Origin of the sequence: Mycobacterium sp. ITM-2016-00316 (assembly GCF_002968335.2) — a bacterium.
Classification (GTDB): Bacteria; Actinomycetota; Actinomycetes; order Mycobacteriales; family Mycobacteriaceae; genus Mycobacterium.
Genome location: NZ_CP134398.1, coordinates 2,313,821 through 2,334,697, shown reverse-complemented (window position 1 = coordinate 2,334,697; position 20,877 = coordinate 2,313,821). Strand labels below are relative to the sequence as shown.

18 protein-coding genes are annotated in these 20,877 nt (G+C 69.6%); 7 read left to right on the top strand and 11 right to left on the bottom strand.

Going from position 1 to position 20,877, the window contains the following annotated elements; genetic code table 11:
• The first annotated feature begins 77 nt into the window (after window positions 1–77).
• On the top strand, window positions 78–776 hold the full coding sequence (mntR, locus tag C6A86_RS11175) for a manganese-binding transcriptional regulator MntR (RefSeq protein ID WP_199196167.1): 699 nt from the start codon (window positions 78–80) through the stop codon (window positions 774–776).
• Here the strand turns inward: mntR and C6A86_RS11170 are convergent.
• The 4 genes from C6A86_RS11170 to C6A86_RS11155 form a co-directional block, all read right to left on the bottom strand.
• The gene (locus C6A86_RS11170) at window positions 773–1,390 is read right to left on the bottom strand and encodes an SRPBCC domain-containing protein (protein WP_105363082.1); all 618 of its coding nucleotides are present in this window, start codon (window positions 1,388–1,390) and stop codon (window positions 773–775) included. The two genes, mntR and C6A86_RS11170, sit on opposite strands and share 4 nt — an antisense overlap.
• A gap of 278 nt (window positions 1,391–1,668) precedes the next feature.
• Complete coding sequence (gene truB / locus C6A86_RS11165) at window positions 1,669–2,508, bottom strand: tRNA pseudouridine(55) synthase TruB (protein ID WP_233212980.1); 840 nt, start codon at window positions 2,506–2,508, stop codon at window positions 1,669–1,671.
• A 47-nt stretch (window positions 2,509–2,555) separates the two neighbouring features.
• On the bottom strand, window positions 2,556–3,245 hold the full coding sequence (locus tag C6A86_RS11160; RefSeq protein WP_105363084.1) for a 4'-phosphopantetheinyl transferase: 690 nt from the start codon (window positions 3,243–3,245) through the stop codon (window positions 2,556–2,558).
• The gene (locus tag C6A86_RS11155; protein WP_105363085.1) at window positions 3,245–4,201 is read right to left on the bottom strand and encodes a metallophosphoesterase; all 957 of its coding nucleotides are present in this window, start codon (window positions 4,199–4,201) and stop codon (window positions 3,245–3,247) included. Before C6A86_RS11155 ends, C6A86_RS11160 begins: the two co-directional genes overlap by 1 nt.
• A gap of 140 nt (window positions 4,202–4,341) precedes the next feature.
• On the opposite strand from C6A86_RS11155, the gene C6A86_RS11150 reads away from it, so the two are divergent.
• Together C6A86_RS11150 and C6A86_RS11145 are read left to right on the top strand one after the other, a co-directional pair.
• Window positions 4,342–4,914 (top strand): DUF3558 domain-containing protein, encoded by a 573-nt coding sequence (locus C6A86_RS11150; RefSeq protein WP_105363086.1) that lies wholly within the window; start codon window positions 4,342–4,344, stop codon window positions 4,912–4,914.
• A 20-nt stretch (window positions 4,915–4,934) separates the two neighbouring features.
• Complete coding sequence (locus tag C6A86_RS11145; protein WP_233212977.1) at window positions 4,935–6,617, top strand: CocE/NonD family hydrolase; 1,683 nt, start codon at window positions 4,935–4,937, stop codon at window positions 6,615–6,617.
• Here C6A86_RS11145 and C6A86_RS11140 read toward each other — a convergent pair.
• Both C6A86_RS11140 and C6A86_RS11135 read right to left on the bottom strand, forming a co-directional pair.
• Window positions 6,606–7,154, bottom strand: a complete 549-nt coding sequence (locus C6A86_RS11140; RefSeq protein ID WP_105363088.1) for a DUF1802 family protein — start codon at window positions 7,152–7,154, stop codon at window positions 6,606–6,608. The two genes, C6A86_RS11145 and C6A86_RS11140, sit on opposite strands and share 12 nt — an antisense overlap.
• Window positions 7,151–7,414 (bottom strand): DUF2277 domain-containing protein, encoded by a 264-nt coding sequence (locus tag C6A86_RS11135; RefSeq protein ID WP_194166554.1) that lies wholly within the window; start codon window positions 7,412–7,414, stop codon window positions 7,151–7,153. The genes C6A86_RS11140 and C6A86_RS11135 overlap by 4 nt, the downstream gene beginning before the upstream one ends.
• A 44-nt stretch (window positions 7,415–7,458) precedes the next feature.
• Here C6A86_RS11135 and C6A86_RS11130 point away from each other — a divergent pair, with 44 nt between their 5' ends.
• The 3 genes from C6A86_RS11130 (at window position 7,459) to C6A86_RS11120 (ending at window position 10,279) form a co-directional block, all read left to right on the top strand.
• Window positions 7,459–8,226 (top strand): enoyl-CoA hydratase, encoded by a 768-nt coding sequence (locus tag C6A86_RS11130; protein ID WP_105363090.1) that lies wholly within the window; start codon window positions 7,459–7,461, stop codon window positions 8,224–8,226.
• Window positions 8,227–8,450: 224 nt separating this feature from the next.
• On the top strand, window positions 8,451–9,140 hold the full coding sequence (deoC, locus tag C6A86_RS11125; RefSeq protein WP_105363096.1) for a deoxyribose-phosphate aldolase: 690 nt from the start codon (window positions 8,451–8,453) through the stop codon (window positions 9,138–9,140).
• 182 nt (window positions 9,141–9,322) lie between these two features.
• Window positions 9,323–10,279, top strand: coding sequence for an alpha/beta hydrolase family protein (locus tag C6A86_RS11120; RefSeq protein ID WP_105363091.1), 957 nt, complete (start codon window positions 9,323–9,325; stop codon window positions 10,277–10,279).
• Here C6A86_RS11120 and C6A86_RS11115 read toward each other — a convergent pair.
• From C6A86_RS11115 to C6A86_RS11105, 3 genes are all read right to left on the bottom strand, one after another.
• Window positions 10,276–11,589: an MATE family efflux transporter gene (locus C6A86_RS11115; RefSeq protein ID WP_233212978.1), complete on the bottom strand. Its 1,314-nt coding sequence runs from the start codon at window positions 11,587–11,589 to the stop codon at window positions 10,276–10,278. The two genes, C6A86_RS11120 and C6A86_RS11115, sit on opposite strands and share 4 nt — an antisense overlap.
• Entirely contained in the window at window positions 11,582–12,580 is a 999-nt protein-coding gene (locus tag C6A86_RS11110) for a bifunctional oligoribonuclease/PAP phosphatase NrnA (RefSeq protein ID WP_105363093.1), read from the bottom strand. Before C6A86_RS11110 ends, C6A86_RS11115 begins: the two co-directional genes overlap by 8 nt.
• A 153-nt stretch (window positions 12,581–12,733) precedes the next feature.
• Window positions 12,734–16,552: a PE family protein gene (locus C6A86_RS11105; RefSeq protein WP_311101123.1), complete on the bottom strand. Its 3,819-nt coding sequence runs from the start codon at window positions 16,550–16,552 to the stop codon at window positions 12,734–12,736.
• A gap of 49 nt (window positions 16,553–16,601) precedes the next feature.
• Here C6A86_RS11105 and C6A86_RS11100 point away from each other — a divergent pair, with 49 nt between their 5' ends.
• The gene (locus tag C6A86_RS11100) at window positions 16,602–16,952 is read left to right on the top strand and encodes a hypothetical protein (RefSeq protein ID WP_142406847.1); all 351 of its coding nucleotides are present in this window, start codon (window positions 16,602–16,604) and stop codon (window positions 16,950–16,952) included.
• A 556-nt stretch (window positions 16,953–17,508) separates the two neighbouring features.
• Here C6A86_RS11100 and rbfA read toward each other — a convergent pair.
• Window positions 17,509–17,994 (bottom strand): 30S ribosome-binding factor RbfA, encoded by a 486-nt coding sequence (rbfA, locus tag C6A86_RS11095; protein WP_105361522.1) that lies wholly within the window; start codon window positions 17,992–17,994, stop codon window positions 17,509–17,511.
• Window positions 17,995–17,997: 3 nt separating this feature from the next.
• Window positions 17,998–20,793, bottom strand: coding sequence for a translation initiation factor IF-2 (gene infB, locus C6A86_RS11090; protein ID WP_311101122.1), 2,796 nt, complete (start codon window positions 20,791–20,793; stop codon window positions 17,998–18,000).
• Between the last annotated feature and the right edge of the window lie 84 nt (window positions 20,794–20,877).

Below are 20,877 nucleotides of genomic sequence, written 5' to 3'. Positions count from 1 at the left end.
GTCAGCCTACGACGCGCCGTCGCCGCCGTCTGCTTCGGATACCCGGATCAGGCAATGATTGCCTAAACTTCATAGTCGTGGATTCCAACAGCAACCCGCAGGACCTGACGACGGTTGCGCAGGACTACCTGAAAGTGATCTGGACGGCCCAGGAGTGGTCACCGGACAAGGTCAGCACCAAACTCCTCGCCGAGCGCATCGGCGTGTCGGCGAGCACCGCCTCGGAATCCATCCGCAAGCTGGCCGATCAGGGGCTGGTCGACCACGCGAAGTACGGCGCGGTGACCCTCACCGAGGCCGGCCGCCAAGCCGCCCTGGCGATGGTGCGCAGGCACCGGCTGATGGAGACGTTCCTGGTGCGCGAGCTCGGCTACGGCTGGGACGAAGTGCACGATGAGGCCGAGATCCTGGAGCACGCGGTGTCCGATCGGATGCTCGACCGGATCGACGCCAAGCTCGGTTTCCCGACCCGCGACCCACATGGCGATCCGATTCCGGCGCCCGACGGGCGGGTGCCCACTCCCCCGGCGCGGCAGCTCTCGATCTGCGCCGACGGCGAGGACGGCACCGTGGCGCGCATCTCCGATGCCGACCCCGAGATGCTGCGCTATTTCGACAGCGTCGGTATCGCGCTGGATTCCCGCCTACAGGTGGTGGCCCGGCGAGATTTCGCCGGGATGATCTCGGTGGCGGTGCACAGCCCGACCGACACAACGGGGTCAGCCACCACGGTGGACTTGGGAAGCCCTGCCGCAGAAGCGATCTGGGTCGTCTAGCGCGCCATCTTCAGGTGCGCACCACCGGTCCGGCGCGGCCCTTCGGTGCCGGCAGGCGCCGAATGCACCAACCGCAGCGACGGACGGGCGGGCTGCTCGGGGACCGCGATGGCGAGGTCCTCCAGCAGCGCAATGCTGAGATCCAGCTGCTCGGCGCCGTCCTGTTCGATGGCACCGACGATCGAATCGGTCAGCAGTTCACCGGCCACCTCGGAGGTGACGGTGAGCTTGGAGCCTTCCTCGGCGGGGCTGATCCAGAACGTCAGGCGCGTCCGCATGCCGGACTCGCCGGCGCCGATCAGCACCAGCGTCCCGGGAGCGATCGCCGACTCGACCGTCCACTCGACGGTGTTGGAGACCCCGAGCATCAGCGTCTCGGCCGTCATTCGGGCGCCGGGCACGAACTGGGCGCGTGGCTCCGCCATCCAGCGGTGGTGCACGGTCAGCCAGTCCGACCAGGTGCGCGGATCTGCGAGCACCGACCACAGCGCGGCCGGGGTTGCCGACAGCGTCGCGTGACGGGTCACGTGTGCGACCGTCGCGGCGCGGCTCTTCGTCCACGCGGGCTGGTAGTTGAACAGCGGGTGGTCGCAAATCGGTGCATGTGCGCTCATGACTGTTACAACGCCCGGCGTTGGGCAAAAGTTCGCCGAAAGCCTGGGATTTGGCTAATAAAACCCGCCCGAAACTGACGGCAACCTGATAACGACGTCTGCGTTGCACAGCTTGGCCGATATCGGACGCGGGCCGGGGGCCGAAATGCCCCGTTGTGCTGTGCCCCAGCTCGGAGTTTGAGTGAACGGTTGTGCGCCGAACCGGGGCCTCCGAGTGCCCTCGCGACACGGGTCAGGGCACTGTTTCAGCAAATCGTGCGCGCGCAAAACGGCGATGCTCACAGGGTGGCCGGCCGCAGCACCACCACGGGCTTGGTACGCGAGGGACCGTCCTCCAGCAGCGCGATCACCCGGCCGTCGGGCGCGGTGGCCGCATAGATCCCCGAGATCCCCGCCGGTTCCAGGGGACGGCCGTGACCGGTGTCGATCACCTGCGACTCGGTGAGATCGCGGCGCGGAAAACCCAGCAGGCAGGCCTCGTCCAGGCTGTAGGACAACCGGGCCTGCTCGGCCAGATCGTCGAGGGTGCGGGCCTCGTCGAGGCCGTATCGGCCGACGGCAGTGCGGCGCAGCGCCGTCAGGTGCCCGCCCACCCCGAGCGCGTCACCGACATCGCGCGCCAGCGCCCGGATATAGGTCCCCGATGAGCAGTCCACCACGACGTCCACATCGGTGAAGCCGGCCTGTCTGCGCACCGTGAGCACATCGAATCGTTCGATGCGCACCGACCGGGCGGCCAACTCGACCGCGCGGCCCTCACGGGCCAGCTTGTAGGACCGCTCCCCGGCCACCTTGATCGCACTGACCGCCGAGGGCACCTGATCGATGCTGCCGCGCAGCGACGACACCGCGGTGGCGATCTGCTCGTCGGTCACCTGCTCGGCCGGCACCGTCTGCAGCACCTCACCCTCGGCGTCCTCGGTGGAGGTGGTCTGCCCGAGGCGGATGGTGGCGGCATAGGACTTGTCGGTACCGGTGATCAGACCCAGGATCTTGGTGGCGCGCTCGATCCCGATGACGAGCACCCCGGTGGCCATCGGGTCCAACGTGCCGGCGTGGCCGACCTTGCGGGTGCCGAACAGCCGCCGGCAACGGCCGACGACGTCGTGGCTGGTCATCCCGCCCGGCTTGTCGACGATCACCAGACCGGGGGCAGGTGGAACACTCACAGCGTGATCGCGGTGAGGGCGATACCTGCGGCCACCGACCATCGACCATCGAGCGCGGTCAGCGGCGGACCGTGCTCGGCGGCGGGGTCGATCAGGATGCGGGAGCGGAACGTGCCGGCGGTGCCCGAGGCGTCGAGGGTGAACGTGATGTGGGCATCCTCGAATCCCAGCCAGCGATGCGTCAACGGGTACCAGGCCTTGTAGGTCGCCTCCTTGGCGCAAAACAGGATGCGATCCCAGTGCAGATCCGCCGGGAGGGTCGAGAGCTGCGAGCGTTCGACCGGCAGGCTGATCGCGTCCAGCACGCCCTTGGGTAACACATCGTGGGGCTCGGCATCGATACCCACCGAACGGATGTCGCCCTGGCGCCCCACCACCGCGCCGCGGAATCCGTCGCAGTGCGTCAGGCTCCCGACGACGCCGTCCGGCCAGCACGGTTCCCCCTTGTCGCCCTTGAGGATCGGTACCGGTGCCACCCCGATCTCACCGAGGGCGATCCGCGCACAGTGCCGCACGGTGACAAACTCGTTGCGGCGCTTGGCCACCGAACGAGCCACCAGTGGCTCCTCTTCGGGCAACGGCATCAGATCCGGCGGATCGTCGTACAACTCGGCGGTGAACACCCGCTCCGGTACGACCGCGGGGAGCAGCACGCCGTGCCCGTGGCTCTTCGCGCGGGCGCTCATCACAAACCCCTCCGCGACTTGATCCGATCCTGCATCTTCTGCGCGTTCTCGCGCATCTCGTCGGTGATCTCGAAGTGTCCCCCGAAATCGTTGAGATAACCGGGGGCGTACTTCGGGTCCGGCAAGATCTGGCGCAGCCAGCGATATGGCTTGCGGCGCCGCCATTCTCGGGGATAGCCGACCGACACCTCCTCGAACCGCACCCCGTCATACCAGGTGGTGCGCGGAATGTGCAGGTGACCGTAGACCGAGCAGATGGCGTTGTAGCGGGTGTGCCAATCCGCGGTGGCCGTCGTCCCGCACCACAACGCGAACTCCGGGTAGAACATCGCATCGCATGGTTCGCGCACCAGCGGGAAGTGGTTCACCAACACCGTCGGCGTCATCCAGTCGAGGTCTTCGAGCCGCTTGCGGGTGTGGGCCACCCGGTCACGACACCAGGCGTCGCGGGTCGCGTACGGCTCGGCCGAGAGCAGGTACTCGTCGGTGCCGACGATATTGCGCTCCTTGGCCAGCGCCAGACCCTCGGCCTTGGTGGCCGTGCCCTCGGGCAGGAACGAATAGTCGTAGAGCAGGAACATCGGCACGATGGTGGCCGGCCCGCCCTCTTCGTTCCAGACCGGGAACGGATGCTCGGGCGTGAGGACGCCCATCTGGTCGCACATGTCGACCAGGTAGTCATAGCGGGACCGCCCGAAGATCTGCATCGGGTCCTTGTTGGTGGTCCACAGCTCGTGGTTTCCGGGCACCCAGATGACCTTGGCGAAGCGCTTCCGCAGCAGATCGAGCGCCCAGCGGATCTCATCGGTGCGTTCGCCGACGTCGCCGGCCACGATCAGCCAGTCGTCCGGGCTCGACGGGTACAGCGATTCGGTGACCGGCTTATTACCGGTGTGACCGGTGTGCAGGTCGCTGATCGCCCACAGCACCGGTCGTCGTTGTTCTCGTGACGGCATGGACACAACGGTCCAGCCTACTGGCAGGCCCGGATGCGTTCGAGATGACCGAAGGGGGCAAACTAGAACTTGTTCTCGTTTAGACTCCCGGCAGGGCTCCGCTCGGACCCTCGGGTCGGATGACGATGTATGGGGGTGTGATGGCTGCCAAGCTGCGGCTGTTGTCGGCGCTGTGTGCGCTCGTCGCCGCGGTGATCGTGGTGTGGCAGGCAAATCCGGTCGGGACTCCGGCTCAGGTCCGGGCCAGTGACCTGCCCATGACCAATGTGTCCACGACCATCAAGTGGCCGGTCATCGAGACCGTCGATCCCAAGCCGTTCGACCCCTGCACCGAGATCCCTCTGGACGTCGTGCAGCGGATCGGACTGGCGGTCACCCCGCCCACACCCGAAGACGGGCTGCGCTGCCACTATGACGCGGGCAACTATCAGATGGCGGTCGAGGCGTTCGTCTGGCGGACCTATGAGGCGACCCTGCCCGCCGACGCCGTCGAACTCGACATCGACGGGCACCGCGCCGCCCAGTTCTGGATCATGAAGCCCACCGACTGGAACGACCGCTGGTGGGTGACCTGCATGATCGCCTTCAAGACCAGTTACGGCGTGCTGCAGCAGTCGGTGTTCTACTCCCCGATCCATTCGCCGGACCGACCGGACTGCCTGCAGGTCAACATGCAGCGCGCGCGCGAACTGGTGCCGTACTACAAGTTCTGAGCCCGCGTAACCTTCATTAGGTGAGCTCACGAACCTCGCGGTATGCCCGGCAGACACTGAGCCGAGCCCTGCGCCTGCCCGCCCCGACCACCGACTATGTCGTACACCGCCGGGTGCCGGTACCGATGCGTGACGGCGTCGAATTGCTCGCCGACCACTACGAACCGCTGACCGCGAAACCCGCGGGCACCCTGCTGGTGCGTGCACCCTACGGCCGGCGGTTCCCCTTCACCGTACTGTTCGGCAGCGTCTATGCCACGCGCGGATATCACGTCGTATTCCAGAGCGTGCGAGGCACATTCGGCTCCGGCGGCGAGTTCACCCCGATGGTCAACGAGGCCGACGACGGCGCCGACACCGTCGTGTGGCTGCGCGAACAACCCTGGTTCACCGGGACCTTCGCCACCATCGGCCTTTCCTATCTGGGGTTCACCCAGTGGGCGCTGCTCACCGACCCGCCGCCCGAACTGGCTGCCGCCGTCATCACCGTCGGCCCGCACGATTTCGCCCAATCATCTTGGGGCACCGGGTCGTTCTCGCTCAACGACTTCCTGGGCTGGAGCGATATGGTCTCCCACCAGGAAGACCCCGGCCTGGCCCGCACGGTGGTCCGCCAGGCCACCGCCGGCCGCCGGGTCGGTGCGGCCGCGCTGAACCTGCCGCTGGGCGCGGGCGGGCGGACGCTGCTCGGTGACGGGGCGCAGTGGTACGAGTCCTGGCTGCAACCCCCCGAGGAGAACCCCGAGCACTGGCGGCGACTGGCGGCCGCCGAGGCGCTGGACCGGGTGAACATCCCGGTGCTGCTGCTCAGCGGATGGCAGGACCTGTTCCTCGATCAGACACTGGACCAGTACCGGCACCTTCGTGCACGCGGGGTGCCGACGGCCATGACCATCGGGTCCTGGACACACACCCAGATGATGACCAAGGGTGGCCCGACGGTCATCCGGGAGACGCTGCACTGGCTGGACACGCACCTGGCTTCCGGCGGGCAGGAGCGAAGCGACCCGGGAATCAGTTCCGGAGCGGAGACCAAGCGAAATCCGTTGCGCCTCAACATCCACGGTGACGGCTGGGTCGAGCTGCCCGACTGGCCGCCGGCCACCGGGTTCCGGGATCTGTATCTGCTCGCCGGCGGACGGCTGGGTGATGCGCCGCCCGACGATCCGGGGCTGACGTCGAGCTTCACCTATCAGCCCGCAGACCCCACCCCCACCATCGGGGGGAGGCTGCTGTCCCCCGACGGCGGCTACCGTGACGACTCGGCGCTGGCCGCCCGCCCCGACGTGCTCGCCTTCACCGGCGAGCCGCTACCGGCCGACATCTATACCGTCGGTGTCCCGGTGCTCGAGTTGGCGCACCGGTCCGACAATCCGCACCACGATGTGTTCGTCCGGGTCAGCGAGGTCGATGTCCGGGGCCGCTCACGCAACGTGAGCGACGGGTACCGAAGTTTCTCTGCCGCTGCCGATTCCGAGACGGTGCGTATCGAACTGGACGCCGTCGCCCATCGGTTCACGGCGGGATCCCGGATCCGGGTGTTGGTGGCCGGCGGCTCACACCCCCGCTACGCCCGCAATCTCGGCACCGGCGAACCGGCGGTTTCGGGCGAGGCACTGCGGCCGGCCACCCACACCGTTACCCATGACGTGCGGTCCAGGCTGATCCTGCCCGCCGCAGCGGGTCCGCCGTCAGCCCACTGAGTCGCGCACCCTCCGCGCGATGGCGGTGAGGGTGTCGATGTCGTGCACCGGTGCGGCATAACAGGTTTCGGATACCGGAAGCTGGACCCAACTGGAGCAGCCGGCATAGTCGGGGCGGCGTGGCAGCTCGACCGGTACGGTCAGCGCGCGGGCCTGCACCACCAGCACCGTCAGCCTGCGCTTCGGGCGGAAATCCAACCGATCCGCACGCACCGATTCCTCGGTCCAGATGTGCAGATCGGCGATGTCGGCGATCGCCTCCGGCCGGTTCACCTCAATGGCGGCAACCACTTTCGCACCCGCGCGCACGATGACAGCCTGCTCGGTGCTGTCCGGGGCGCCCTCGAGCAGTTCACGATGCTCGGGGCGCACCCGCTGGGCGTGGCTGTGCGCGACCGTCGGGAACAGCAGGAACTCACCTGCAGCCAGATCGAAGCGTTTCTCGTGGATACCGCCCTTGCGCAACAGCACCGTCTGGCGGCCGTCGAGCAGGGCGTGCACGGCCGCGTCCCATTCCTTGAGCGCGGTGGCCGTCACAGACCGAGCCGCGCCCGCACCTCGGGCCGACGCAGCGGCGGCACCGTCTTGGGCGGCTGCCTGCGTGGCGGGAGCTGAGCCAGCAGCCGTTCGGTGGTGGCGGTGACCTCGGCGACGGCGGCCTCGAAGGCGTCGACGTTGGCCGCGGTGGGACGGGTGACACCGCTGATCTTGCGGATGTACTGCCGCGCGGCGGCCTCGATCTCTTCGGATGTCGCTGCCGGTTCCAGACCACGCAGCTCGGTGATGTTTCGGCACATGACCTCCACGATAGGCGCTTGACGGGTGTCGATACGGTGTGGCGATGAGCAATGCCGCCGAGAACGTCCTGCTGATCGACACCACCGACCGGATCCGCACCCTGACCCTGAACCGGCCGCAGTCGCGTAACGCGCTGTCCCTTGCGCTGCGCACCGAGCTCTTCGCCGCGCTGCGCGCCGCCGAGGCCGATGAGGCGGTCGACGTGGTGATCCTGACCGGCGCGGATCCGGTGTTCTGCGCAGGCCTCGATCTCAAGGAATTGGGCGATACCACCGAGCTACCCGATATCTCGCCCAAATGGCCGGCGATGCGTAAGCCGGTGATCGGCGCCATCAACGGTGCCGCAGTCACCGGCGGGCTGGAGATCGCGCTGTACTGCGATGTGCTGATCGCCTCGGAGCTGGCCCGCTTCGCCGACACCCACGCCCGGGTGGGGCTGTTGCCGACATGGGGGCTGTCGGTGCGGCTGCCGCAGAAGGTCGGGGTCGGCATGGCCCGTCGGATGAGCCTGACCGGTGACTACCTGTCGGCGGCCGACGCACTGCGCACCGGGCTGGTGACCGAGGTCGTCGCCCATGCCGATCTGCTGCCCGCGGCACACCGGATCGCGGCCGCGATCGTGGGCAACAACCAGCGCGCGGTCGGGGCGCTGCTGGACTCGTATCACCGCATCGATGCCGAGCAGACCCAGGCCGGGCTGTGGATCGAGGCCGAGTCGGCGCGAGCCTGGATGGCCGTGGCGACCGGTGACGATATCGCCGCGAGCCGGGCGTCGGTCATGGAACGCGGCCGGTCTCAAGTGCAGGCATAGCGCGCCGAGCAAGGGCGAAGGCCGAACTACATGGCTTCAGTCAGGCTGGGTCTGGGCGCACCAGCACTGAAGCTGCGTACGATTTCCGGCCGGATCACGTCCTGCGTTTCAGTTTCGCGGCAGGATCGGCCTCACGGCTGAAACCAGGTATGCAGCGATAGCGACAGGAGCCCACGTTCGGCCCGAGTGCTGCCTGCCCACCACGGATGAGAACTGAGGAATTCATGAGCACCCCCACCGCCACGGTCGCCGAGGTGGCCGCGATGATCGACCACACCCTGCTCAAGCCCGAAGCCACCGCCGCCGAGGTCGCGGCCGTGGTGGCCGAGGCCGCCGAACTCGGCACCTACTCGGTGTGCGTCTCGCCGTCCATGCTGCCGCTCACCGTGCCCGATGGTCTGAAGGTTGCTGTGGTGTGCGGCTTCCCGAGCGGGAAGCACACCTCGGCGGTCAAGGCCGCCGAGGCGGCCGAATCGGTGCGCCACGGCGCCGACGAGATCGACATGGTCATCGATATCGGCGCCGCCAAGGCAGGTGATTTCGACCGGGTGCAGGCCGATATCGCCGCGGTGCGCGCGGCCGCACCCGCCCCGGCGGTGCTCAAGGTGATCATCGAATCCGCCGCCCTGACCGACGACGAGATCGTCGGCGTGTGCCGGGCCGCGGTCGCCGCGGGCGCCGACTTCGTCAAGACCTCGACCGGATTCCATCCGTCCGGCGGAGCCACCGTGCACGCCGTGGAACTGATGCACCGCACGGTCGCCGACGCCGGACTGGCCGTGAAGGCCTCCGGCGGGGTGCGCACGCTCGAGCAGGCACGCGCGATGATCGCCGCCGGGGCCACCCGGCTGGGGGTGTCCGGGTCACGGGCGCTGTTGGCATCCGCCGTCGACGGCGCCGGCTCCGGGTACTGACGTCGCCGGGTTTACCCACGGCAGATTCATCCAACGTTTCAGCCGCAGCGCGGTTTACCCCACGAGACTGAAACCAGGTCGACCGCGACTACTGATCGAGAACTCATCGCTGTAACGAAAGGTGTTCACCGCACGACGTATTCGATGGGTCGGGGGGCTCGCCCGGAAGGACGGCACACCCCATGCACAATCGTCATCACCTGCACACCTTGATCCGCCGGCTGACGGTCGGCCTGCTCACCTCGCTCCTGCTCATCGGAGCGCTCCAGCCATCCACCGCGGCGGCGTTCTCCCGCCCCGGCCTGCCGGTGGAGACGCTGATGGTGCCCTCGGCGGCGATGGGCCGCGATATCCCGGTCCGCTTTCAGGGCGGTGGGCCGCGCGCGGTCTACCTGCTCGACGGACTGCGGGCCCGCGATGACAACAGCGGTTGGGACATCGAGACCGCGGCCTTCGAGACCTTCTTCGAGTCCGGCGTCTCGGTCGTCATGCCGGTGGGCGGCATGTCCAGCTTCTACACCAACTGGCAGGGGCCGGCCGTCGGCAACGGCACCACCCAGAACTACCAGTGGGAGACCTTCCTGACCTCCGAGTTGCCCGGTTACCTGGCCGCCAACAAGGGCATCTCCCCCAGCGGGAACGCCGTGGTGGGACTGTCGATGTCGGGCAGCGCCGCGCTGACCTTGGCCGCCTACCATCCCGGCCAGTTCAGCTATGCGGCATCGCTGTCGGGCTATCTCAACCTCTCTCAAGGGCTGTGGCCGCTGCTGGTGACCTTCGCCATGGGCGACGCGGGAGGCTTCAACTCGGTGGCCATGTGGGGTCTCGGTGGCGGGCCGGCCTGGCGGCGCAACGATCCCACCGTCAACGTCGGCAAGCTCGTCGCCAACGGCACCCGCATCTGGGTGTACTGCGGCACCGGTCGGCCGGGCGAGCTGGGCGGCGGCGGTGACATCGCCGGGCAGGTGCTCGAGACGATCACCTTGGACAGCAACCGCAATTTCGCCCGCCAGTACCAGAATGCCGGCGGCACCAACGGCACCTTCAATTTCCCGTCCAACGGCACCCACGGCTGGGGTTACTGGGGCGGGCAGCTCAACGCCATGAAGGGCGACATCCAGCGCACCCTGGGGGTTTAGCCGGTGCCTGCCACCAGCCAGCGACCCGAGAAGGTGCGCCAACCGACGAAGGCCAGGCGTAGCACCATGAACAGTGACAGGCCCGACCAGATGCCGACCAGTCCCCAGCCGTAGCCGAGCGACAGCCAGATCATGGGCAGGAACCCGAGCAGGGCGCTCAGCAGGGTCGCATTGCGCATGAATCTGGCGTCGCCGGCGCCCAGGAGCACGCCGTCGAGGGCGAAGACGATGCCGGCCACCGTCAACTGCCCGACCAGGAACCACCACGGCACCGCGATCTCGTCGAGCACCGCCTGATCGGTGGTGAACAGTCCCGGCAGCACCGTGGAGCCGGCGGCAAACACCAGCGCGAACACCGCGGCCGCCGCGGTGGAGAAGATGGTGACCCGCCAGGCGACGAACTTGGCGTGATTGAGCTGGCCCGCGCCGAGTGCGGCGCCGACGAGGGACTGTGCGGCGATGGCCAGTGAATCCAGCACCAGGGCAAGGAAATTCCACAGCTGCAGGACCACCTGGTGGGCGGCCACCGCCGCCGCACCGAACCGCGCGGCCACCGCACCGGCGGACACGAAACAGGCCTGGAAAGCCAGCGTCCGCAATGCCAGGTCGCGGCCCATCACCATCTGGGCACGCAACACCGCGGGCTGCACCCGCAGCCCCACCCGCTCGGTGAGCAGCGCCCGGCAGAACAGCACGGCGGCGATCCATTGCCCGATGACATTGGCCACCGCAGATCCGGTCAGCCCGAGCTGCGGCAAACCCAGCCAACCGAACACCAGCGACGGACACAACACCGCCGAAACACCGAAGCCGACAACGACATAGCGCAGGGGGCGAATGGTGTCCTGTACCCCACGCATCCAGCCGTTGCCGGACATCGAGATCATGATGGCCGGCGCCCCCAGGATCGCAACCCGCAGCCAGGGCAGCGCGGCGTCGGCGATCTCACCGCCGCCGGAGATCACATTGAGTACCGGGACGGCCAGCGCCTGGACGGCGATCACCACGATCAGTCCCAGCCCCAGCGCCAGCCAGGTGGCCTGCACCCCCTCGCCGACCGCGGCGTCCCGGTCACCGGAGCCGAAGAAGCGCGCCGAACGGGCCGTGGTGCCATAGGACAGAAACGTCAGCTGCGAGCTGACCAACGCCAGCACCAGCCCGCCGATCGCCAGACCGGCCAGGCTCAGCGCGCCGAGGCGCCCCACGACCGCCAGGTCGAACAGTAGGTAGATGGGTTCGGCGGCAAGCACTCCCAAGGCGGGCAGCGCCAGTCCGGCGATCCGCCGGGCGCTGACAGGTTCGTCAGCCAAGAGCACCCTGCAGGGCGGCAACCACCTCGTCGGCGGATCCGGTCGCCGAGTAGCCGGCGGCCTTGCGATGACCACCACCGCCGAAGCGGCTGGCCACCGCCGCGATGTCCAGCGACTTCGATCGCATGGACACCGACCAGTGCGCCGGCTCGATCTCCTTGAACACCGCCGCGACCTCGGCCTGGGCGGTGGTCCGCACGATATCGACGATGCTCTCCACTTCCTCCGGGCGCGCCTTGGCCCATTCCTCATGTGCCACAACCGCATAGACCAGGCCGCGCCCGTCGGCGGCCTCCTCCATCAGCCGAGCCGAGCCCAGGACCCGGGACAGCATCGGCAGCCAGGCGAACGGGTGGGTGTCCATCAGGGTCCGGCTGATACCGGCGTTGTCCACGCCGATGTCGAGCAACCGCGACGCCAGTTGATGCGCCCGCGCGCTCGCCCACCGGAAGGAACCGGTATCTGTGGTCAGCCCGGCATACAGACAATGTGCCACCGCGCGGTCGATCGGCTGGTCCCAGGCGTCCATCAGGTCGGCCACCAGCATCGTGGTCGAATCCGCCTTGGGATCGACGAAATTGGCGGTGCCGAACAGGGTGTTGGAGGCGTGGTGATCGATCACCAGGACCTCAGGCGCCGCAGCGGCCAGTTCGCTCAGACTGCCGAGCCGGTTGATGGTCGGGATGTCCACGGTGACCACCAGATCGGCGTCGCGGCGTACGCGTTCGGGGGCGACCAGCAGGTGCCCGCCGGGCAGCGTTCGCAACGACTCGGGCAACTCATCCGGCGCGGCGAAGCTCACCGCCACACTCTTGCCCACCCGCTCCAGCACCTGTGCCAGGGCCAGGCCCGCGCCGATGGTGTCGGCATCCGGGTAGACGTGCGCGACGATGACGACGGATTCGGCGCCGCTGAGCAGATCGGCGGCCCCGCCCGCATCGACACGGGAGCCCACTGAGGCTGTATCAGTCATCGGATCGATCGCCGTCATCGTTGTCCTCGGAGTCGTACGCTTTCGGTCCCCCGCTACCCCCACCTCAGTGACCACGGTACGGGTCGAACTCACCCTTCACACCGGCACCCTCCTCACAGATGAGGTCCCGCACACCGGGGTGTGCGGGACCTCACTCTGCGTGTCGGCGGCCTACGGGGCCGGCGTTCCGGCGCCGCCGTTGGATCCAGGCGTGCCGTCGGCCTGACCGGGCGTGCCGTCGCCGCCGTTGCCACCGGTTCCGCCGGTGTTCACGGACGCGCCGCCCACGCCGCCGTTGCCGCCCGCACCGCTGCTGCCGGCGTCGACGAAGGTCCCGCCGGCACCACCGGCACCGCCCGCGCCTCCGATTCCGATGAGGCCGGTGCCCTGCCTGATGCTCGCCGCGCCGCCCGCGCCGCCGCTACCGCCGACAGCACCGTTGATGCCGCCGTCACCGCCGGCACCGCCATCGCCGCCGCCGGCCTGACCGCCGGTGATGACGACGTTGGTCGCCTCGACGATGGCGGCGCCGCCCTGACCACCGAGACCGCCGGTTCCGTCACCGTCTACACCTCGAGCACCCGCAGCACCACCGATTGCGGTGCTGTCGGTGATCGAGCCCGACACGGTGTTCAGACTCGCGGCACCGCCGGCGCTGCCCGTTGCCCCGGCACCGCCGGTCGCGCTGCCGCCGACGACGGCATTGTTCTGCCGGGCATTGAGCGTGGCCCCGCCGCCCGCGCCGCCGTTGACGCCGTCCAGTCCTGCCCCGCCGGCACCGCCGGTCGATACACCCTGCGCGGTGCTGTTGACGCCGGCGATACCGGAGCTCTGTCCCGAACCGATGGTGGCCTGACCGCCGGCACCACCGATGGCACCCGCCCCGCTACCGCCGGCACCCGCCGTAACGGTGCCACCGGCGCTGGATCCGTTGCCCTGGGCCGTGGTCTGCGCCCGCCCTCCGGCGCCCCCGGTGCCCGCCGAGGATCCGGCACCGCCGGCACCGCCGTAGGCGGCACCGTCGGCAGTCGAACCGGTCCCGGACGCGATGACGGTGGCGAAACCACCGGAACCTCCCTTGCCGCCGGTCGACGCGGCGCCACCCGCGCCGCCGACAGCCACACCGCCGGCCTCGCCGTTGTTGCCGATGCCCGCGGTGAGGCCGGTCTGCACCGTGCCGCCGGCACCGACGCCACCGACACTGCCCGCGCCGTCGGCGTCACCGCCGGCACCACCGATGGCGGTGCCCGACGCGGTGCTACCCGCGCGCTGCGCGAACACTCCGCCCGCGGCGCCGGCACCGCCGACACCACCGTTGGTCCCATCACCGCCGATGCCGCCGCGGGCCTCGGCATCGACGACGGCACCACCATTGGTCGCCGAGACGGTGCCCGCGCCGCCGGCACCACCGATCCCACCGTTGGTATCGCCGATACCCGCGTCACCGCCGGTGGCGGTCGCATCGGTGACGGTGCTGCCGGCTCCGGTCGTCGAGATCGAGGCGCTGCCGCCGGCCGCCCACGCCGAGCCGGCACCGGCAGTCGCCGAACTGTTGATGATCGAACCCGAGGCGGTGTTGAGACTTGCTGTGCCGCCGGCAATTCCGGCCACCCCATCCGCGCCGGTCGCGGTGCTGCCGGTGATCGAATCATTGTTCTGTCTGGCTGTGATGGTCGCGCCACCACCCGCGCCTCCATTGACGCCGGCCTGGCCCGACCCGCCGTCACCACCGTTGGCAGTGCCTTGCGCGACGCTGTTCAGACCGGCACCCGAGCTCTGCCCCGCGCCGATGATGGCCTGGCCGCCGGCGCCGCCGGTCGCACCCGCGCCGCTACCACCATTGCCGGCCGTGACAACGCCACCGGCCAGCGATCCGTTCCCGAACGCCGTCAGCTGCGCCCGCCCACCGGCGCCGCCGGTTGTGCCGGCAGAGCCCGCCCCGCCGGCACCGCCGTAAGCGCTGCCGTCGGCCGTCGAGTCATTCCCGGAAGCGATGACGGTGGCGAAACCACCGGCCCCACCCACGCCACCGGTCGACGCATCGCCACCGACTCCGCCGACAGCCAGGCCACTGGCGTCGCCGTTGGTGCCGTTGGCATTTCCGGAAAGACCGGTCTGCACCCAGCCGCCCGCACCGGCGCCACCGACACTGCCGGCCCCGTCTGCGTCACCACCGGCGCCACCGGTGGCCGTGCCGGTGGCGGTACTGCCCGCGCGCTGCGCGAAGACCCCACCTTCGGCGCCCACGCCGCCGACACCGCCGTTGCTGCCGGTGCCGCCGGCGCCGCCGGTGGCCATCGCAGCCAGGACAGCACCACCATTGGTGGCCGAGACCGCGCCCAAGCCACCGGCGCCGCCGGTACCGGTGCCGGTGGCGTCACCACCGGCGCCGCCGGTCGCCTGCCCGTCGCTGACGGTGCTACCCGCACCGTCCGCGAGGACCGCCGCATTACCACCGGTGCCACCGGTACCGCCGGCCGCGGCTGCGGTGGCATCGGCTCCCGTCCCGCCGGCCCCACCCTGAGCGGTGCTGTCGGTGGCGACACCACCGTTGGACTCCAGCACGGTGGCGCCACCGCCGCCGCCTCCGCCGCCGCCGCCGAGACCGGGTGCGGCCACCGTGCCCACACCTCCGGCGCCGCCTGCGCCGCCCACGCCGGCGAGGGCACCGGTACCGGTGCTGCCGCCGTCACCGCCGGTCCCGCCCGTCCCGCCGTTGCCGTAGCCGGTGCTGGTGTCGAACACCAAGAACCGGCCCGCACCGCCCGCGCCACCGAGGCCACCTTGACCGCCGGCGCCACCGGCAGCGGCCGCGAGCGTGTCGGTGCCCGCGTATCCCGCTCCGCCGCGGCCACCGCGTCCGCCGACACCGGCCAGACCGCCAAGGCCGATGATCAACGAGCCGACCCCGCCGTTGCCGCCGGCGCCACCTGTGCCGCCCACACCGGCCGCCGAAATCGCGGTGCCGGCAAGCCCGTTTGCGCCCGCGCCGCCGGCACCACCGGCACCGCCGCTGCCGAACAGCGACTGTGCGCCCACGTTTCCACCCTGGCCGCCGCGGCCACCGAGAGCACCCACATCGAGGGCCTCGCCGCCGGCCCCGCCGATGCCGCCGCTGCCGATCACCAGCCCGCCGGCGCCGCCGGTTCCGCCGTCGCCACCGGTGCCACCCACGCCGCCGGCCCCGCCGGCAGCGCCCCAGCTGATCAGACTGAACGCGCCGGCCGCACCGCCGTCACCCCCGGTGCCACCGACACCGGTCAGGGCGCCGACACCACCGACACCACCCTCCCCTGCGACGAAGAACAGGCCGCCGGCCCCGCCGGCACCACCCGCGCCGCCGTCTTCACCACCACCACCGGCACCACCGCCGCCACCCGATCCGATGATCGACAGCTGTCCCGCGTCGCCCCCGTTTCCGCCGGCACCGCCCACGCCGGAGAGGATGTCCGCGCCGACACCGCCACGGCCGCCATTACCGGCGAACAGCCCGCCCACGCCGCCGTTTCCACCGGCGCCGACGTTGAAGATGATCACCCCGGCCCCGCCGTCGCCGCCGTTGCCGATCCAGCCGGCGGAGCCGCCGTCGCCGCCGTTGAAACCCGTGCCGCCGTCACCGAACAAGCCGCCGTCGCCGCCCCGGCAGACCACCGCGACGCAGGTCACCGCCGTCCAGGTGTAACCGTTGCCGATGAGCAGGCCACCATTGGGATGGGTTGCCGTGCCGTTGCCGATGAGCAGCACCTGACCGATCCAGATCTGGAAGGGCGCTCCCACCGAGCTCGCCACCGCCGGCACAGCGGCCGCATTCACCAGCCCCAGCGGTGCCATCTCGGCCCCGTCGTCGGCCGTTTCGGCCGAGTACACGGCGACCGTGTCCGCGGCGACGCCGCGGATGCGGGAGGTCTCCTCACGACGGACAGCACCCGCCGACGCCGGTGCAATCACCGGGTCGGCCACCACCGGCGCAGTGACAGCGGGAGCTGTCACGCCAGGCTCGGCCGCCACGGGCGCCTCACCGGCCGCGACCGGGTGGTTGGTGTCATCGGCTGCCGGAGCCGACTTCACCTCGAGGGTGGTCGACGAGCCCGGGCCGGAGCTGGCGGAGGGATTTCTCGCCTCGCGGGGCGAGCGGGACAGCGCGGGCGGGCGGTGGTCGCGACCGGACCGCGGCTGCACCTTCGGCGGTGACGCCTGCGTGCCGTCCGACGCACTCTCGCCCGAGGACGAATCTGCGTCGCCCGATGGCGCACCCTCTGCCGAACCCGCGCTCGGGCCCGCCGACGAATCGCTCGAACTTGTTGCGTCGGCAAATGCCACCGGCATCCAGGCCGTGATCGCCGCACCGATTCCCAGCGCCACCGCCAAGGCCCCGACCCGGCCGATGTGACTCAGGGAAGGGAGTTCAGCTTCGGCATTGCATGCTTTGCTGTCGCGCGCTTCGGCGTCGCATTTTTCGGAAGTGCATGCTTGGCCGAGGTGGGATTCGGTGCGTCACCAATCGGGTTCATCGGGCCCATGGGTATCCCCTTGCTCGCGTTGCAGCGCGTCTAGTAGCTGCTATCGGCGATTGATAGCCCGGCTAGCGAATGACCCTATACGCCGGAAACTGCCTATTCGGGCACTTTCGCGAGAATGGCCGGTGAGCGCCCGATCGCAGAGCGCTGCAATTAACTGAAATGGTAAGGTCGGGTCACGACGGCGCATCGCGACACGGCCGTGGCAACACCGCCGCGATGGTGGATATCTGGTGCACTTCTGTACAGCACGCACCGAGCGCAAGGTTTAGCAAATTATTTGCGTGGCGAATCCAGGCGCGCACCGAACCGATATGGACGCAGCGGTGAAATCCGTTGGCAGGGGCCAGAATCAGGCCTTCAACGACGGAAACGGGAAGGCCGACAAGGCCTTCCCGTTTCCGGTGTGCGAATCAGTTGTGCGAACGGTCAGTTCGGTCGCGGGTCGTCGGCGTCCTCAGCGTCGGTCGCCTCGTCACCCTGCACCGCGGTCACGCGGTACGGGTCGGCCTCCCCAGCCGGCTTGGCGCCTTCCCGGATCCGGGCCAGATCGGCGTCCGCCGCTCGGGCCCGGGCCAGCAGGGCCTCCATATGCGCCGAGGTTTCCGGCACCTTGTCCAGCACGAATGCCAGCGTCGGGGTGAAGCGCACTCCGGTGGCCGCGCCGACCTTGCTACGAAGAATGCCCCGGGCCCGCTCAAGCGCCGCCGCCGCACCCTCGTAATCGGGTTCGTCCTGCAGAGTCGCCCCGCGGACCGTGTAGTAGACGGTGGCGTCGTGCAGGTCTCCCGTGACCTTCGTGTCCGTGACGGTCACGAAGGCCAACGGGGGATCCTTGATCTCGAACTCGATGGCGGTGGCCACGACCGTGCCGATGCGCTTCGACAACCGGCGTGCACGCCCAACATCAACCATGGCTTAGGTGCGTTCCTTCTCGACGAGTTCGTACGCCTCGATGACGTCGCCCTCTTTGATGTCGTTGTAGGTCAGCGTGAGACCACACTCGTAGCCGTCGCGCACCTCGGTGGCATCGTCTTTCTCCCGCTTCAGCGACGAGATGGTGACCGTCTCGGCAACCACCACGTTGTCACGCAGCAGACGTGCCTTCGCGTTGCGGCGCATGATGCCGGAGGTGACCAGGCAGCCGGCGATGTTGCCGACCTTCGACGACCGGAAGATCGCCCGGATCTCGGCGCGGCCGAGTTCCTTCTCCTCGTAGACCGGCTTGAGCATGCCCTTGAGCGCGCTCTGGATCTCGTCGATGGCCTGGTAGATCACCGAGTAGTACCGGATGTCGACACCCTCGCGGTTGGCGAGCTCGGTGGCCTTGCCCTCGGAGCGGACGTTGAAGCCGATGATGATGGCATTCGACGCCGACGCCAGGTTGACGTTGGTCTCAGTGACACCACCGACACCGCGGTCGATGACACGCAGTTCCACCTCGTCGTCGATCTCGATACCCAGCAGGGCCTCCTCCAGCGCCTCCACGGTGCCGGAGTTGTCGCCCTTGAGGATCAGGTTCAGCTGCGAAGTCTCCTTCAACGCTGCATCGAGATCGTCCAGGCTGATGCGCTTGCGGGAGCGGGCCGCCAGCGCGTTGCGCTTGCGGGCGCTGCGGCGATCGGCGATCTGCCGGGCGATCCGGTCCTCGTCGACCACCAGCAGGTTGTCACCGGCACCGGGCACCGACGTGAAGCCGATGACCTGGACCGGCCGCGACGGCAGCGCCTCGTGGATGTCCTCGCCGTGCTCGTCGACCATGCGGCGCACACGACCGTAGGCATCGCCTGCCACGATCGAGTCACCGACCCGCAGCGTGCCGCGCTGGATCAGCACGGTGGCCACCGGGCCACGGCCACGGTCCAGGTGCGCTTCGATCGCCACACCCTGGGCTTCCATATCGGGGTTGGCCCGCAGGTCCAGCGACGCGTCGGCGGTCAACAGCACCGCTTCCTCCAGCGCCTGGATGTTGACACCGTTCTTCGCCGAGATGTCGACGAACATGGTGTCGCCGCCGTACTCCTCGGCCACCAGGTTGTATTCGGTGAGCTGCGCCCGGATCTTGGCCGGGTCGGCACCTTCCTTGTCGATCTTGTTGACCGCCACCACGATCGGCACATCGGCCGCCTGCGCATGGTTGATCGCCTCCACCGTCTGCGGCATGACGCCGTCGTCGGCGGCGACCACCAGGATCGCGATATCGGTGGCCTTGGCACCACGGGCACGCATGGCGGTGAACGCCTCGTGACCGGGGGTGTCGATGAAGGTGATGAGACGCTCGATGCCCTCATGCTCGACCGTGACCTGGTACGCGCCGATGTGCTGGGTGATGCCACCGGCTTCGCCCTCGCGCACGCTGGCGTTCCGGATGGTGTCCAGCAGGCGGGTCTTGCCGTGGTCGACGTGACCCATGACGGTGACGACCGGCGGACGGAATTCGAGATCTTCCTCGCCGCCCTCGTCCTCGCCGTAGGTGAGGTCGAAGGACTGCAGCAGCTCGCGGTCCTCGTCCTCCGGGGACACGACCTGCACGACGTAGTTCATCTCGCTGCCGAGCAGTTCCAGCGTCGAATCGTCCACCGACTGCGTGGCGGTGACCATCTCACCGAGATTGAACAAGGCCTGCACCAGCGATGCCGGGTTGGCGTTGATCTTGTCGGCGAAGTCCACCAGCGACGCGCCGCGGGCCAGCCGGATGGTCTCACCGTTGCCGTGCGGCAACCGCACACCACCGACGACCGGGGCCTGCATGTTTTCGTATTCGGCGCGTTTTGCCCGCTTCGACTTGCGGCCGCGGCGGACCGCGCCGCCGGGACGACCGAAGGCACCTGCGGCACCGCCGCGCTGGCCGGGACGGCCACCGCCGCCACCGCCACCGGGACGGCCACGGAAACCACCGGCTGCTGCACCGCCGGCACCGGCACCTGCACCGGCACCGCCGCCTGCGCCGCCGCCGCGGTAGTTACCGCCGCCGCCACCGCCACCGGGACGGCCACCGGGAGCCGGACGACCGCCCGGGCCGGGACGCGGGCCGCCGGGACGACCGGTCGCGCCGGGACGTGCGCCCGGCGGACGAGGAGGCATGTTGCCTGGTGAAGCACCGCCGGGACGCGGTGCGCCCGGACGCGGGCCACCGGGACCGGGACCCGGACGGGGACCGCCGGGGCCGGCAGCCGGACGCGGGGCCGGGCGCTCGGCCGGCGCCTGCGAGGAGAACGGGTTGTTGCCGACGCGCGGTGCGCGCGGCGCGGGTTTGGGCCCCGGACGGGGACCGGGGGTCTGGGTACCGGCCGATGCGGCGGGAGCCGCCGGGGCAGGCCCGGGGGTGGCCGGGGCCTGAGGTGCTGCCGGAGCTGCCGGAGCAGCAGGCATCGGGGCCTGGGCTGCGGGAGCCGCGGGGGCCGGAGCCGGAGGTGCCGCGGGTGCCGGAGCCGGGGGTGCCGGCGGAGCCTGCGGTGCCGGCTTCGGGCCGGGCTTGGGGCCGCCACCGGCGGATGCCGGCTTGCTGGGCGCTTTGGCTGCGGGAGCATCGGCCGGAGCGGATTTTCCGCCCCCGAACGACTCACGCAGACGGCGCGCGACGGGTGCTTCCACCGTCGACGACGCGGATTTGACGAATTCGCCCTGATCGCTCAGACGGGCGAGAACTTCCTTGCTGGTGACACCGAGTTCCTTAGCCAACTCGTGTACACGGGCCTTACCTGGGGCTGCCACTACTTCTCCTCGTTTGGAGGCGACAGCGGTGGTGGGGCCGCGCCTCGGTTTTAGCTATGACGCATGGTCATCGGGACTTCACGG

Excerpts from the sequence above, each read along its gene's own strand:
- C6A86_RS11170 (WP_105363082.1), bottom strand. The coding sequence starts at position 1,390 with ATGAGCGCACATGCACCGATTTGCGACCACCCGCTGTTCAACTACCAG.
- truB (WP_233212980.1), bottom strand. The coding sequence starts at position 2,508 with ATGACCAGCCACGACGTCGTCGGCCGTTGCCGGCGGCTGTTCGGCACC.
- C6A86_RS11160 (WP_105363084.1), bottom strand. The coding sequence starts at position 3,245 with ATGAGCGCCCGCGCGAAGAGCCACGGGCACGGCGTGCTGCTCCCCGCG.
- C6A86_RS11155 (WP_105363085.1), bottom strand. The coding sequence starts at position 4,201 with ATGCCGTCACGAGAACAACGACGACCGGTGCTGTGGGCGATCAGCGAC.
- C6A86_RS11150 (WP_105363086.1), top strand. The coding sequence starts at position 4,342 with ATGGCTGCCAAGCTGCGGCTGTTGTCGGCGCTGTGTGCGCTCGTCGCC.
- C6A86_RS11135 (WP_194166554.1), bottom strand. The coding sequence starts at position 7,414 with ATGTGCCGAAACATCACCGAGCTGCGTGGTCTGGAACCGGCAGCGACA.
- C6A86_RS11130 (WP_105363090.1), top strand. The coding sequence starts at position 7,459 with ATGAGCAATGCCGCCGAGAACGTCCTGCTGATCGACACCACCGACCGG.
- deoC (WP_105363096.1), top strand. The coding sequence starts at position 8,451 with ATGAGCACCCCCACCGCCACGGTCGCCGAGGTGGCCGCGATGATCGAC.
- C6A86_RS11120 (WP_105363091.1), top strand. The coding sequence starts at position 9,323 with ATGCACAATCGTCATCACCTGCACACCTTGATCCGCCGGCTGACGGTC.
- C6A86_RS11110 (WP_105363093.1), bottom strand. The coding sequence starts at position 12,580 with ATGACGGCGATCGATCCGATGACTGATACAGCCTCAGTGGGCTCCCGT.
- rbfA (WP_105361522.1), bottom strand. The coding sequence starts at position 17,994 with ATGGTTGATGTTGGGCGTGCACGCCGGTTGTCGAAGCGCATCGGCACG.